This window comes from Limosilactobacillus secundus, assembly GCF_020784695.1.
GTDB classification, from domain to species: Bacteria; Bacillota; Bacilli; order Lactobacillales; family Lactobacillaceae; genus Limosilactobacillus; species Limosilactobacillus reuteri_F.
In genome coordinates, this window is the sequence record NZ_JAJGUA010000042.1 from 32,182 (window position 1) to 45,094 (window position 12,913).

Consider the following 12,913-nt stretch of genomic DNA (forward strand, 5'->3'; position numbering starts at 1 on the left):
AAAATGGATGCCTGGAAGGGATACTTATAATTATGAAAAAAGTTAACTTATATATTTTTTTGACGCTCTGTTCCTTTGCCATCTTCTTATTGACCACGCCATCAAAGGTAAAGGCAGAAGTAGTTGACAAACAAACGCAACACCAACTTCAAGATTATATGAAGAACCATCATATTAATGGAGTGATGCTAGTTAATGGCAAAGATGGGAAGCCAGTTGTCATTGAGAATAATGAAACCACAAATAAAGATCAAATCGTAAAGGCGGATCGACTATTTCCCACGGCATCGCTTCAAAAGATTGTAACGGGAACCGCTGTTTACCAATTAAAACAAAAAAAGCAATTAGCTTGGGACACTTCGCTAAGTAAGTATTACCCACAGATTGACGGCAGTAAAGAGATTACAATTCGAGAATTAATGAACCATACTAGTGGCTTGATTAATAATGATCGTCCCTTCGAACCGCTTAGAGGCCAAAAAGCACAAATCGCTTATATGCTTAAACATCTCAAGTATGATCATACGCACACATGGGATTATCAAGATGTTGATTATGAAATATTGGCAGCCATTGTTAGTAAGCAAGCACATTTAAGCTATAATGCATATATTCAAAAAAACTTTGCTAAACCGCTCCATCTTCACCAAATTAAAGACTTTTCTGAAGTTTCAAAAAAAGAAATCCCACAACCTATGGATCCAACAGTTGATTGGCACCGGGTAACTGTAACGACCTCCTCAGACTTTGGAGCAGGGAACCTTTTTATATCGCCAAATGATTACTGGAAGTTTGTATATAATGAGGTGCTGAAAGATCCAAAAATGATTAATGAATACTACCAACAGGCGCAGCATCAAGAAGTTGCCTATTTTGGTGGAGTCTACTTTGATGGGGACGTTATTCGCGCAAATGGGAGTATTCCTGGATATAACAGTTGCTTTGTCGCTGATTACAAGACGAAACGAATGATTATGCTGTTCTCTAATAATATCGATTATCTAAAATTAAAGGCAACGTCGGATGATATTCTCCATAATTATATGGAATAACGATGAATGCCTTATGAGTAAACAAATGAGTTTTGCTCAGAAGGCATTTTTTTAGATATTAGTATAATTTTACGGGTTGCTTGCTAAGGCTAAAATCCGCTGCTTAATCTCATCGCGGACTTGCCGGAAAATTAGCAGCTGCTGCTCAGGAGTTCCGGTGGCTTGTGCTGGATCTGGCAAGGGCCAATGAATACTGCGCGTTTGGGGAGCGGTGACGGGGCAATGGTCTTTAGCATCACCGCATAAGGTAACAATTAAATCGGCAGCCTGAAAGTAATGAGGGTTAATCGTTTTAGAATGTTGGTGACTAATATCGACATTATCTTCTGCCATTGCTTTAATTGCCAGGGGGTTAACGCCATGAGCTTCAAGACCAGCACTTTGGATTTCGTACTTGTCTTTTAGAAAAATTCTTGCATAGCCTTCCGCCATTTGACTGCGACAAGAATTGCCAGTACATAAGAAATAAATTTTATTCATTTTAGTAATATCTCCTGGGATAAAATTAGGATCAAGTAGGCTGAGGGACTAGAGAGAAGCAGAATTATTGATATAATAACACGAAAAAGTTAGGAATTTAAGTTCATGAAAATGGAGAATTTAAGTTGAAAACTAGTAAAAGTGAACACGAGCTTAAAATAGACTTATATATTGCTTGTTACTTATTCCTAATAGGTACGTTATGTCACAATGTAATTTCCCGACGGGGGATCACCTTATTTCTGAAGGTGGCTCTGTTTTTTACTTGAACTTATTTGCTATTAGTGAGAACATTACAAGACAAAAAAACTTCCCCCAAAAAAGAGGGAGCTAATCGCGATAAGTAATCGACTGGTGGTTACAAATCAATAATTTCTGGTTCAAAATCAATCTGTTTAAGAAACTTAAACAGGTCATCCGTCTTAATAAAAATTGTATGGGTATTTTCATTAGGATGGAAAGTCTGAATCGGTTCGTCGACAATGTCCTTGTCAAAATAGACCTTAACATTATGAGCTTCATTATTTAGCAAACCAAATGGAGAAACAATTCCTGGTGCTAGACCGAGCTGTTCTTGGAGATACTCTGGTCGGGCCATTGAAACCCTTTTAGCTCCAGTTAGGGCCATGAATTTATGAAAGTCCATTGGTTTTTTATCATCCATAATAACCATGTAGAAATTCTTTTTCTTCCCTTTCAGAAACATGGTTTTAGTGCGCACACCTTCATGACCAGCGATATATGTATCAGCTTCTTCGGTGGTGTGAGCAGCAGGGTGATCAATCACAGTATAGTCAGTTATTCCAAATTTTTTTAATGCATCCTTGACTTGCTGATAAGTTCCTAATGTCATAATTTTGCTCCTTAATTAAATAATTAAATCACTTGTTGTGAAACGCTTACATTAATTATAGGATAAACCATCAAAATTAAGGAGTGAGAGGTTATATTTTTCATGAGATGAGCAATAAAAGGATAAATTACATCTTTTGAATCAAATAAACTAGCATCTGCTTGATATGCTTCAACATTCATTTTTAACTTTTCTGCTGCTTTTACAATCCTAAGTGCAGTAGTTCCATCAGTAGTAGTTTTTGTAAATTTTCGCAGTGTTGCTAATGAAATTTTAGAGCCGTAATTATGAAGAACTGTTGCTAATCTACAATCAGTCTTATTAACTTGATTTATATAGATTATTTAATTCTTTAGCTCTGCTTCTAGAATACTTAAGATAATCATTGTTGGAAAACTTAATAAGCCGTTTTTTGGTATTAATTGTTTCAACATTTTGTAAGTTAATTAAGCTAGACTGAGAAGCCTTGAAAAATAGAGGATAATTTTGTTCAATTGTTTTAATATCACCTGAGAATTCCCCTTGACCATTAGATGTAACAATCTTTAATTTATGAGGGAATTTTGTAGTAGAGATATAAAGGATATTACTGAAGTTTACATTTATAATCCTTGTACCAACTTTATAACTGAATGTATTTTTTTTAATATAGTTAAATTCATTCAGGTTCCTTATAGCTAGTTCTAGGGTTTCGGTTAGCCGTCTTTGTAAATCTCGTTGGTTTGTAGTTTTAGTTATATAGTCCAACGGATTAATTCGTCGTTGAAAGGTGAGAAAAGCTAGTTCTTCATGCGTTGTAATAAAGATTATTTGTGCTTTTTCGTTAAGTGTTTTTATCTTTTGAGCTAAATCTAGACCGCCTTTTGAATTAGAATTTTCATCTAACTGAATATCTAAAAAGGCAATAATATTATTTAAATCACTATTAAACTCAAGGTAATCTAATACACTCTCTGCGTCGGTTGCAATCAAATCAATGGTCGGATGAATATCTTGTTCTTCAAGAATAATTGATGACATTTTAAGTAGTGTAGCGATATTTTTTGCTTGAGTCCTGTCATCATCGCAGACAAGTAAATGGTAGTCCATAAGTATTCCTTTCTATTCAATTGAAATTGTAAATGTAAAGTAACCATTATCAGAAGAGTAAGCAATGTATACGTTACGGTATTTGTTAGCTATTTTTTTTACAGTTGCTAATCCAAGTCCCTCATGGTTAGTCTTATTTGTAATTCCTTCTTGATGAAGCTTATTGGTGCTAAGCTGCTTTCGACAAGTATTCTTAATTTCAAATTCTAACTTGTTAGGGGCACTTTGATACAGCATTGAATTGATTTCTACAGTACGTGCTCCTAACTTTTTTAAGGTTTCGCATTCTTCAAGGGCATTATCATAAGCGATTCCAATTATTCGAATTAAATCAAATAAATCGATATTTGGGAGATCATTAATTTCAGTTAAACATTCAAAATGATATTTAATATCTTTTTGGTAAATTGAATTTAATTTACTAATAAAGATACTTCGCAAGACATCATCTTTAATGTTTTTAGTGTCTTGGAATTGCCAAAGAGAATCTTTACCAAGGTTATCTCGAGAATAGTTTTCTAATTTATTGAGTAAGGCTTGATTATCACCATGGATGGCACTTAATTTGAGGCTATTTAGTAAGTTTTGATAATCATGTTTAAATCGTCTTAACTTCGATTGATTTTCTTCTAGGTTTTGAATGAGAAATAATAAGTCTTTCTTTTCTTGAAGCTGGAGCTTTTTTTGCTGAATTTGTTTACTAATTCGGTATATAAAGACTGTAAAACTGCATTGAAGAACTAGTAAGCAAAAGATAACAATAAAGGCTGGCGTTACTTCCGTTGTTGTGAAAGTTATAAAGCCTACAATGATTAGGCTGACAAGAAGGTAAAATAAAATCCATAAATTAAGAGTTTCATTACCTTCCTGAATTTTTTTAATTGGATTGTAGTAGAAAAAGAAAATTAAAATGGTTATTGAGAATATTAAATTGATTCCAAGACGTTGATTAGTTGATAGAAGGAATAATTTACCGATAACAAATGCTAAAAAAGCAATCAATATAGATGTGATAAAAGTTATTAAAAGAGCACCTAGCAATTTTTTGTTGGATGCCCTTCGTTTGTAATTTAAATATAGAAAACTGCCCTCAAAGAATGGTACTAAATACGATCCAATATAGCCTAGTCCGTTAATAAAGAACACAATAATAAATATTATGAGCAAGGGGCAGATATCATATTTTGTCGGTCTTATTTTTATAAGTAGGAAAAAGAAAATATAATCAAACAGTATTGATATTGTTGCAGCAAAAATTTGAATTGGAATAGACAATGTATAACCTCTTATAAGATTAGTGCTTTATTAATTTCTTAAGCATCCAACTGGCATAACTACTATGGTCAGTATAATTAATACCGGGTATAGCACCACCCTTAATTAAAGATAGTTGCTGAATTGATAGTTTTTGCATAAATATATCATGTCTCCTATTGTTTTATCAGTAATTTATTTTAACAGGATGCATCAAAAAAATCATAAATAATCAAAAGTAGTTGTTTAAGGTTCAAATTCTGTAAGAAATGAGTCCGATTATTCCGTTAGCAAAAAATAATAAATGTTAAATTTTTGTTTAACTTCTCAATAAGGAAATTACTTTCAGTTAATCTTTCTTAATAAAAACATACTTAATTATTTACTCCTATACCATGTAATAATAGCCATAAGCACCCCATATATAATCCCAATTACAGTTGGGATTATATAACTCATAGGATTTTTTAATTCGCTAATGAGTGAAGTATGAAAACTAAGAGCATTTGTAAGAGAATTAAGTAAATAAATAATCAGTGTTATATATACAGCTGAGGCAAAACTATTCTTTACAATATGTGTGTTATCATGAGTCACGACTCTATTAATTTTACGTTTTGCATATATAGAATAGCCACCAACAATATAAACAGTAAAAATCAGTAACGCCCCAGCTAAAATATTAAAAGACAATTCATAATTCTCTGTTGTAGTAACAATGAAAAAAGAAATAAGAACTGCAACGAGGTTAAAAAGAAATAGGCTAACAGCGATATTAAGACTAATCTTCGCCATATAATCTTTATTATCTTGATTTGTTAATTTGGGCATATTATAGAACCATTGAAAAAGTTTATTATTCATTAATTTACTCCTCTTAAAAAGTTTGTTTTTTACCATAACATAATTTATCTTTTTTAATAATTTTCTTCTAATTTTAGTGGAATTTTAGCGTATTAGGATATTGAAGCAGGATATGAGTGTAATTTGTACAAATTAGAAGTTTTTATTTAGCTGTCTTAATTTACTTTATGCTTAAAGTATAGAAATTGAGAAGGAAATTATTATGAAAAAAATTCTGTTTGATCCATTATATTTTTTTGCCATAGCTTTTATGTATTTAATATTTGATTACAATTTTGGCATGATATCGATGTCAATCTTTTGTGGACTTTCACTATTAATTAGTAATCTAGGGAAGAAATTTTTATATCTGCAAGCACTATTGTTCATAATATATGGATTATTACTTTTTATAGTTCATCCAAGCACATGGATAGTTTCTGTAATTTTGATCTTAATTGGAATAGTTTTCTTTATATTTTATTTTAGAGGCTGAACTGGCTTCTAGAATAGTTAGAGTCGGAGGGAAAAGTTGTTTCGACTATCATGGGGAGTTTTGATGATTTTGATTAATTTTTTAAAAAAGAATAAGTGGAATATAATTGCAATATTAATATTTTTTGGCCTTTGTATATATTATGTTTATGATAAAAACATTGTTATGGCCAGCGATTCCTTACTGGGTGCAATAATTTGGCTGATTAGTTGTTTGAAGAAAAAATATTCTTTCTTAGGAGGGATAGCACTAATCTCATATGCCGTGTTTATTTTAATTATTCGGGCAGATTTATGGCCGGGTGCATTGGCGTGTATAGTAATAGGATTGTTTATCTTGTTTTTCTATCTAAAGAAACTTAAAAAGCAATAATCTAGAGAATAAAAGGTATGATCCCGGTTGAATATTGGGACCATACCTTTGTTTTCTTGTTTTTAAAGTATAAACGCATAGAATCCTGGTGATTTACTACGATCCTATGCGTTCAAATTTCAGTTACTTAACCGAATACCGTAACCAGACCGCTCCATCATCAAAACTTGCAACATCTTTTAATTGCAAAGCGATTGGATTACTGCTTTCTGGACGACCATCAAAAAGGCTTGGTTGACCGGTTCGCCCATCGGCACCAGCCCCAATTAAAATACTGATTTCATCAACTAATCCCGCTTCTAGAAAACCACCATTGATTTTTCCGCCGCCCACAATTGCTAAACGGTCAATATTGAATTCATCAGCAAGAATTTCCATTGCTTTAGCCAAGTCAATTTGATCTTTCCCAGCTGCGATCCATGAAATGTTTTGGCCGTTGAGGTAATCAAGGTAAACTTTCGTAACTTGTTCACTCGTAATAATGAGCTGAGGGAAGTTATTGCCATTTTCCTTGCCCCATTGTAAAGTTCCCTTAGTATCGACAACGATATTATAACTATTAGCTGTCGCATTTTTAGCAAAGTCAGTTTTACCAAGAATTTCTTTGTTTTGTGGATTAAATTTTCCACCACGGGTCAATTCAGTTTCTGCAGTAACACGTCCACTAATACTTGTAGGAACATTTAAACTGTCCAATGTAGAATAGTATTCGGGTTCGCCAGCTAATTGGGTCGTCATTCCACAGTCAATTCGTCCATTAACTGATGTCATCATATGAACGATAATATATGGTTTGTTCATTTATAAAGCCTCTCTAATATCTAATTCCATCATAGGTTAAGGAGGTTGTTATTTGAAATACTATGTAAAAAATGAGTAACTGATTAAGGGTAATAATGAGGTAGCTAGAAACTATAATTGCAATTTTATCTTTTTCGTTGATATCTATAGGGAAATACATCCTAATGACAAGGTTAGTATTCATGACTTTTATGTAAAGGAGGGTGTTTCCGTTAATAGATGAATTAACGGTTGTTGCTCATTTCCTTAATGATTTATATCAACTTGAACAAGAATTTTAAAAGTTTCATATGAAACTTTTTTTACCTTCAATTACCATAAAACAGCTAAAATAGAATACAAGACAAGCAATTGGAGGATCAAAAAATGAATAAGGCTGTAATTATGTTAGTTGAAGATGAAGAGAGCCTTGCTAGTTTCTTGATAACCGAATTAGAACTCGAAGGCTATGAAGTTATCTGGGCAAAAGATGGGCGCGAGGCCCTAGCAATATTCAAAGAAAAAGAAATAACCTTGATTTTATTAGATTGGATGCTCCCCGTTTACGATGGGCTAACTGTTCTCCGACGAATTCGTCAATCAAGCAATGTGCCGATTATTATGATTACCGCCCGTAGCCAAACTTCTGATATTAGCATGGCACTTGACCAAGGATTAGATGATTATATTACTAAACCATTTGAAATAGAGGAACTCTTAGCTCGAATTAGGGTTGCTTTACGACGGCTAGGTCAAGAAAAAGTAGACAAGCTTGACTACCATTTTGGACCATTTGAAATAAACTTACTGAAACATCAATTTATGGTGGATGGGAAACAGGTGCATTTAACCCCGAAAGAATTTTCCCTCATGGCGACCCTCATTAAAGAACCCGGAGTAGTCCAAACCCGTGATGACCTTCTTAACGAAATATGGGGTTATGATTTTGACGGCCAGACCAATACGGTCGATGTCTATATCCGGGCTTTACGCAATAAGTTAGGGAAATATCGTGACTCAATTAGAACTGTGCGGGGGATTGGGTATGTATTAGGTGATGAACAATGAAAACCACACGAGCAGTAACTGCATCTCGACAATTAACCCGCCTTTTTCTAATGCTATTTGCAATTATTTTGGTAGTTATTAATCTGCTCTTTGTGGTTACAGCTACTAACTTAATCTATCGTTATGCTGATGATCAGGCCGAAGAAGTAATTGAGACCATTGAAAAAGACTGGCCCGAAAATCAAAATCGGGAAACTTTTTTGAATGCGTATGTTGCGCGGCAAGATGATGATGCAATCGAGATTACTGATGGAGAACGGAGATATACCTCGCCCAAAGCGCGTAAAATTTTTAAGCGCATTGACCACCGCAAGTTAGCCCTTAAAAATCTACAGTTAACCCGTCATGGGGTCTATTATCTACGGCAGGAAAAGGTCCATCATCATCGCACCGTGAAAGTAGCAATTAATGTTGATGATTTAATCAAATTAACGGGTTGGTTGCTGATAGTGACCTTGTTAATCAACCTGGTAATAAGCATCGTGGCTCTCCCCATCATTCGTCGCTTGGCACACCGGTGGACCCAGCCCCTGACAAATTTGAGCGCTGAGATCGATGCAATCACGCCCCAAAGTGATCGATTGCAGACTTTGACGGTCCCTAAACAGCCGTTAGAGGTACACAAAGTTGCGCAGTCCTTTAATCAATTATTAGGCCGGCAGTATCAGGTAATGCAACGAGAAAAAGAATTTATTGCGAATGCCTCTCATGAGTTAAAGACCCCCCTTGCCGGAATTCTGGGACATGTAAATTTAATCAGAAGGCACGGGGATAAACATCCAGAATTAATTGCTAAGTCATTAAAGTATATTGACCAAGAAGCGCAACGAATGAGTCAATTAATAAATGAGCTGTTGATCTTAGAAGGACATCAAACGAAAAAGTTAACCGAAATCAACTTATCACAAGTTGTTCTCGCAGAAGTTAAATCCCTTCAAGGGGCATATCACCAAAAGATTATTACCGATTTAGACCCAGAGCTATCTTATCGGATAATTACCGGAGATTTTCAAAGTCTTGTTCATAATCTCTTAGAAAACGCGGCCAAATATTCACCTCCTGATTCAACGATTAATGTCCAATTAACGGCAGATGATCACCAAATAATATTAAGCGTCGCCGATCAAGGGCAGGGAATTGCTAGGGAAAATCGGGAAAAAGTTTTCGAAAGATTTTACCGTGAAGATGAATCACACTCTAATAAGGTTGCTGGTTCAGGGATTGGCCTGGCGATTGTCAAAATGATTATCGAAAAATACCACGGAAAAATCACGATACGCGGTAATGAACCAAGTGGGACCATTTTTACGGTTTACCTTCCAAAATAAAAATGAAGATTTCTTCATCATACTTTCACCTGTTCTTGGTTTTAGTTGAGAGATTATTTCGTAAAATAAAATTACCAATTAAAGTTAAGAAGGGAAGAATAAAAATGACTGAAAAAATTGAAAAAAGACAAGACCAACAACCAAAGCCAGACAAGAAGAAAGCAAGGAAGTTCCCAAAGATGACTAAAAAGGTTCTGATTACCGCCTGTGTTTGTGGAGGACTTGTGTTAGGAGCTGGAGGCATTGCTGGTGTCGCCGCAATGGATGGTTATCATGCTCAAATCGAAGCCGCGGTGAAACATGAAAAGTTAGCTAATAAGAGCGACATCAAGATTGACCAACAGGCTGCAATTGATCAGTTTAACAAGAAGTACCCAGATAAACACCTCAATGAAGTAGAGCTGGAAAGTGACAAGGGAAAATATGTGTACAAGGTAAAAGGCTTTGACAATACCAACGAATACAAGGTTAAAGTCAATGCCAAGGATGGCAAACTAATCTCTAACAAGTCTGAAAAGCTTGACCAAAATGAGAAGGAATACACATTAGATCCAGGTAAGGCAATTAGCCGTGATGAAGCGAGCCAAATTGCCGAAGAAGCCGCTAAAAAGGGTAGTGCGATCGAATGGAAATTAGAACAAGAAAAGGAAAATCAAGCTGTTTGGGAAGTTAAAGTAAAAGATGGCCGAACAGTTAAAGAAGTTAAGATTGATGCCGGTTCGAAAAAAGTATTAGCCGTGGAAAACGACCATTAATTTATCCATAATTTGCGCCTTCATCCCCCACTTCTATAAGTGGGGGATGAATCGCCTTCTTAAAGCAACGAGTGCTTTTTCTTCAGTTGCTGGTCATGTAATAAATACGAGGAGGACAAAAATGTTAAAGAAACACCCTTTAGCCTTATATATTACGTGGATAGTTGCTTTAGCAGTTATTCCATTACCGTTAATTATCTTGACAAATAGTCAATTAACGGCTGATTATGAAGATCTTTTTGCTTATGATGTGGGGATATTGGCCTATGTTTGGTGGTTGGTTATCATTTTCCTCTCAACTCGTCCAAGATGGCTTGAAAAGTATATTGGAATCCCTTCAATGTATTTTTTGCATGCTTCGTTAGGCGTTGCAGCGCTGATTGCTGCGACTGCTCACAAATTTTTAAGTCCCGGCGCTGATCACCTTGTTGAAATGACGGGAGATATTGCTTGGTACTTGGCAATTGTCGGTATAATTTACGCGATTGTCTTTATGTCGGGATGGTTAGTTGACCGCTTTAAGCTGCTTCGTCAAATTAAACTAAAGTTAAGCATAATTTGCTCCCATCAAGTTTCTGTCTGGATCCACCGCTTAAACTTACTATTAATCCTACTGATCTGGTTGCATGTTCACTTAATAGATAATTTTAGCGAGATGACAAGTTTTATAACAATATTTGATGCGTATACTTATATCATTATTGGTTATTACTTGTTAGCAAAATTTATCACGCTGTTTAAAACAAATGGAACAGTGATAGCGAATAAACAGCTTGCACCGAATACTCAACAGTTAGTAATTAAGTTAGATAAAACCGATCCAGCTTATCAAGCCGGTGACTTTTACTTTGTATCTTTTAGGGGCAGTAAATCAATTGGGAGGGAAAAGCATCCTTTTTCCGTTACGTCCGCCCCTAAAAATAACCCTCATGAAATTGCCTTTACGATCCAAAAACTTGGGGATTTTACAAAAAAGATCCCATCAGTACAAATTGGAACAAGAGTATATTTAGAAGGGCCATACGGACAATTTGATCGCATTATTCGTAAATTACCTAAGGATCAACCATTAGTGTTTTACGGGTTAGGATCAGGGTTAGCACCCCTTCTTAGCTTGGCAGAACAATATGGAAATCAACGACAAATAAAAATATTATGGTCTTCATCAAAAAAGAACGGCCTATATTTTGAAAAAGCCCTGGAAAAATTAAAGAAAAATCCTAATATTACGGTTATTGCAAAAGAAGGTCGTTTTACGGAAGAATCAATAAAAAAAGAATTGTCACCTAAAGAAATTGATCAAGGGCTCTACTTTATCGTGGGACCAGCTCATGTCATCTTAAATGTCGAAAAGATGCTTCGGAAACTTAATGTTAAGTCACCACACATAATTGATGAAAGATTAACAATGTAATAATGATAATATGCAACCAATCGCGGGGGTACGGAGTCAATCTCAAGTTAAGGATTCTCAATCAAGGAATTGAAGCACGGGCTGATATCGTTCGGGAAAACAGTTGAGGCCGGGAGAAAATGAATCGCATCCTGTCAAGTGAACATGTAAATATATAAAGTTGTTAAGCAGCTTGATTCTGGTATTCTACTGGGATTAAGCTGTTTAATTGGATATCTGTCAACTGGTATGGTTGACAGATATCCATATATTTCCATGTTCACCTAGAAGGGAGCCTACCAGAATTGTGTAAAGTCCACGGCAATCGCCATTACTTTAATGTGGTATTTGTTAGTAATATCATACTTGAGCTGGGCAAGTTTTTGCGGATTTCGTCCGACTAAAACCAGGTTACCACCTTTTTGTGCATGGATCTTAACAAATTCCATTCCCAGACCACCGGTGGTATCAGTAATTAAAGCAGTTTCTTTTGACATAATAATTCCTCCTCAAAATCTTATCCTTCATTTGATGTTGATTACATTATAGGTTGAAGAAAAGGAGAAGTAATATCATATGATGCCAGTGGCTAATTTGTATCAATAATTAGTACGTAATTTAACGGCGAGGGCCCCTACTTTATTGTTAGCGGTTGAGCTGGGATCGTGCAGCCAATAAAAGGAAGGCTCTTTTTACAAGATCAAATCACAATAGGCCGAAAATAAAAAAATGCACCATTAAAGATACGTTTTAAATTAATCTTTTAATCGTCCCATACTTTTTTAGCAACGTTGAATGCAGACCAGGCATTCGGCCATCCAACATAAAAGGCCAATTGAGTAATAATTTCCGCAATTTCATCTTTTGTAATGCCGTTGTTCTTAGCAGTTTGCATGTGGTAAGGGAGTTGTTCAAAGGCACCCTTTGTAATTAAAGCGGTAATGGTTAGAAGACTCCGGTCACGAAGGCTTAGTTCGTTTTCCCGTGACCAAACCTGTCCGAATAATACATCATCATTTAATTCTGCAAACTTAGGGGCGAAATCACCAAGTTGGTCGCGACCAGCTGTTTGTTTCTTAGCCATGAAAATCTTCCTTTCTCAACACTGTTATTTTTGATTACTTTTACTATAAGCCTAGAAAGAAGAAAT

15 protein-coding genes are annotated in these 12,913 nt (G+C 35.2%); 6 read left to right on the forward strand and 9 right to left on the reverse strand.

The genetic code is table 11. From position 1 onward, the window contains the following. Positions 1-32: 32 nt before the first annotated feature. Positions 33-1,052: a serine hydrolase domain-containing protein gene (locus tag LMB57_RS07750; RefSeq protein WP_229271600.1), complete on the forward strand. Its 1,020-nt coding sequence runs from the start codon at positions 33-35 to the stop codon at positions 1,050-1,052. Positions 1,053-1,121: 69 nt separating this feature from the next. Here the strand turns inward: LMB57_RS07750 and arsC are convergent, their stop codons facing one another. The 6 genes from arsC to LMB57_RS07780 all read right to left on the reverse strand — a co-directional run bounded on the left by arsC (position 1,122) and on the right by LMB57_RS07780 (position 5,592). After that, entirely contained in the window at positions 1,122-1,532 is a 411-nt protein-coding gene (arsC, locus tag LMB57_RS07755) for an arsenate reductase (thioredoxin) (RefSeq protein ID WP_102816242.1), read from the reverse strand. 358 nt (positions 1,533-1,890) lie between these two features. After that, positions 1,891-2,385 (reverse strand): prolyl-tRNA synthetase associated domain-containing protein, encoded by a 495-nt coding sequence (locus tag LMB57_RS07760; RefSeq protein ID WP_229271599.1) that lies wholly within the window; start codon positions 2,383-2,385, stop codon positions 1,891-1,893. 23 nt (positions 2,386-2,408) lie between these two features. Beyond that, entirely contained in the window at positions 2,409-2,729 is a 321-nt protein-coding gene (locus tag LMB57_RS09880) for a cysteine peptidase family C39 domain-containing protein (protein ID WP_324255232.1), read from the reverse strand. Beyond that, positions 2,707-3,474, reverse strand: coding sequence for a LytR/AlgR family response regulator transcription factor (locus tag LMB57_RS07770; RefSeq protein ID WP_229271598.1), 768 nt, complete (start codon positions 3,472-3,474; stop codon positions 2,707-2,709). Before LMB57_RS07770 ends, LMB57_RS09880 begins: the two co-directional genes overlap by 23 nt. 12 nt (positions 3,475-3,486) lie before the next feature. Continuing rightward, positions 3,487-4,749: a GHKL domain-containing protein gene (locus LMB57_RS07775; RefSeq protein WP_229271597.1), complete on the reverse strand. Its 1,263-nt coding sequence runs from the start codon at positions 4,747-4,749 to the stop codon at positions 3,487-3,489. Positions 4,750-5,106: 357 nt separating this feature from the next. Continuing rightward, a complete protein-coding gene (locus tag LMB57_RS07780) occupies positions 5,107-5,592 on the reverse strand; it encodes a DUF3278 domain-containing protein (RefSeq protein WP_229271596.1) in 486 nt (161 codons plus the stop codon). Between the two features lie 538 nt (positions 5,593-6,130). On the opposite strand from LMB57_RS07780, the gene LMB57_RS07785 reads away from it, so the two are divergent. Further along, complete coding sequence (locus LMB57_RS07785; RefSeq protein WP_229271595.1) at positions 6,131-6,439, forward strand: hypothetical protein; 309 nt, start codon at positions 6,131-6,133, stop codon at positions 6,437-6,439. A gap of 123 nt (positions 6,440-6,562) precedes the next feature. On the opposite strand, the gene LMB57_RS07790 is transcribed toward LMB57_RS07785, so the two are convergent. Then, positions 6,563-7,240 carry a dihydrofolate reductase family protein gene (locus tag LMB57_RS07790; RefSeq protein WP_229271594.1) on the reverse strand — a complete coding sequence of 226 codons (678 nt, stop codon included), beginning with the start codon at positions 7,238-7,240 and terminating at the stop codon, positions 6,563-6,565. A 366-nt stretch (positions 7,241-7,606) separates the two neighbouring features. Between LMB57_RS07790 and LMB57_RS07795 the strand changes: the two genes are divergently transcribed. The 4 genes from LMB57_RS07795 (at position 7,607) to LMB57_RS07810 (ending at position 11,784) form a co-directional block, all read left to right on the forward strand. Further along, positions 7,607-8,287 carry a response regulator transcription factor gene (locus tag LMB57_RS07795; RefSeq protein WP_229271593.1) on the forward strand — a complete coding sequence of 227 codons (681 nt, stop codon included), beginning with the start codon at positions 7,607-7,609 and terminating at the stop codon, positions 8,285-8,287. Beyond that, positions 8,284-9,615, forward strand: coding sequence for a sensor histidine kinase (locus LMB57_RS07800; RefSeq protein ID WP_229271592.1), 1,332 nt, complete (start codon positions 8,284-8,286; stop codon positions 9,613-9,615). Before LMB57_RS07795 ends, LMB57_RS07800 begins: the two co-directional genes overlap by 4 nt. A gap of 104 nt (positions 9,616-9,719) precedes the next feature. Continuing rightward, on the forward strand, positions 9,720-10,370 hold the full coding sequence (locus LMB57_RS07805) for a PepSY domain-containing protein (RefSeq protein ID WP_229271591.1): 651 nt from the start codon (positions 9,720-9,722) through the stop codon (positions 10,368-10,370). A 121-nt stretch (positions 10,371-10,491) separates the two neighbouring features. Beyond that, positions 10,492-11,784 (forward strand): FAD-binding oxidoreductase, encoded by a 1,293-nt coding sequence (locus LMB57_RS07810; protein WP_229271590.1) that lies wholly within the window; start codon positions 10,492-10,494, stop codon positions 11,782-11,784. A gap of 275 nt (positions 11,785-12,059) precedes the next feature. Here the strand turns inward: LMB57_RS07810 and LMB57_RS07815 are convergent, their stop codons facing one another. Both LMB57_RS07815 and LMB57_RS07820 read right to left on the reverse strand, forming a co-directional pair. Continuing rightward, positions 12,060-12,260 carry an SDR family NAD(P)-dependent oxidoreductase gene (locus LMB57_RS07815; RefSeq protein WP_229271589.1) on the reverse strand — a complete coding sequence of 67 codons (201 nt, stop codon included), beginning with the start codon at positions 12,258-12,260 and terminating at the stop codon, positions 12,060-12,062. A gap of 266 nt (positions 12,261-12,526) precedes the next feature. Then, the gene (locus tag LMB57_RS07820; protein WP_229271588.1) at positions 12,527-12,847 is read right to left on the reverse strand and encodes a carboxymuconolactone decarboxylase family protein; all 321 of its coding nucleotides are present in this window, start codon (positions 12,845-12,847) and stop codon (positions 12,527-12,529) included. Between the last annotated feature and the right edge of the window lie 66 nt (positions 12,848-12,913).

Excerpts from the sequence above, each read along its gene's own strand:
- LMB57_RS07750 (WP_229271600.1), top strand. The coding sequence starts at position 33 with ATGAAAAAAGTTAACTTATATATTTTTTTGACGCTCTGTTCCTTTGCC.
- arsC (WP_102816242.1), bottom strand. The coding sequence starts at position 1,532 with ATGAATAAAATTTATTTCTTATGTACTGGCAATTCTTGTCGCAGTCAA.
- LMB57_RS07805 (WP_229271591.1), top strand. The coding sequence starts at position 9,720 with ATGACTGAAAAAATTGAAAAAAGACAAGACCAACAACCAAAGCCAGAC.
- LMB57_RS07815 (WP_229271589.1), bottom strand. The coding sequence starts at position 12,260 with ATGTCAAAAGAAACTGCTTTAATTACTGATACCACCGGTGGTCTGGGA.
- LMB57_RS07780 (WP_229271596.1), bottom strand. The coding sequence starts at position 5,592 with ATGAATAATAAACTTTTTCAATGGTTCTATAATATGCCCAAATTAACA.
- LMB57_RS07820 (WP_229271588.1), bottom strand. The coding sequence starts at position 12,847 with ATGGCTAAGAAACAAACAGCTGGTCGCGACCAACTTGGTGATTTCGCC.
- LMB57_RS07790 (WP_229271594.1), bottom strand. The coding sequence starts at position 7,240 with ATGAACAAACCATATATTATCGTTCATATGATGACATCAGTTAATGGA.
- LMB57_RS07785 (WP_229271595.1), top strand. The coding sequence starts at position 6,131 with ATGATTTTGATTAATTTTTTAAAAAAGAATAAGTGGAATATAATTGCA.
- LMB57_RS07770 (WP_229271598.1), bottom strand. The coding sequence starts at position 3,474 with ATGGACTACCATTTACTTGTCTGCGATGATGACAGGACTCAAGCAAAA.
- LMB57_RS07800 (WP_229271592.1), top strand. The coding sequence starts at position 8,284 with ATGAAAACCACACGAGCAGTAACTGCATCTCGACAATTAACCCGCCTT.
- LMB57_RS07760 (WP_229271599.1), bottom strand. The coding sequence starts at position 2,385 with ATGACATTAGGAACTTATCAGCAAGTCAAGGATGCATTAAAAAAATTT.
- LMB57_RS07810 (WP_229271590.1), top strand. The coding sequence starts at position 10,492 with ATGTTAAAGAAACACCCTTTAGCCTTATATATTACGTGGATAGTTGCT.
- LMB57_RS07795 (WP_229271593.1), top strand. The coding sequence starts at position 7,607 with ATGAATAAGGCTGTAATTATGTTAGTTGAAGATGAAGAGAGCCTTGCT.